The sequence below is a fragment of the Pseudomonas sp. AC463 genome (assembly GCF_979253585.1).
This window is the reverse complement of the sequence record NZ_CEEDDZ010001177.1, coordinates 1-235: the sequence shown is the minus strand read 5'-3', so window position 1 is coordinate 235 and position 235 is coordinate 1. Positions and strand designations below refer to the sequence as shown.

At 61.3% G+C, this 235-nt stretch carries 1 pseudogene; it reads left to right on the top strand.

Annotated features, from left to right (window positions below):
- A pseudogene (gene glnA / locus AC0IYH_RS34035) lies at nt 1-235 on the top strand (glutamine synthetase); the annotation flags it as partial.

Below are 235 nucleotides of genomic sequence, written 5' to 3'. Positions count from 1 at the left end.
GCACGAGCTGGGCCTGACCTTCGGTACGCTGACGCAGACCGCCGACCGCATGCAGATCTACAAGTATGTCGTGCATCAGGTCGCGCATGCCTACGGCAAGACGGCGACGTTCATGCCGAAGCCGATCAAGGAAGATAACGGCTCGGGCATGCACACCCACTTCTCGATCTGGGAAGGCAAGAACCCGCTGTTCGCCGGCAACGGCTATGCCGGCCTGTCCGACATGTGCCTGTAC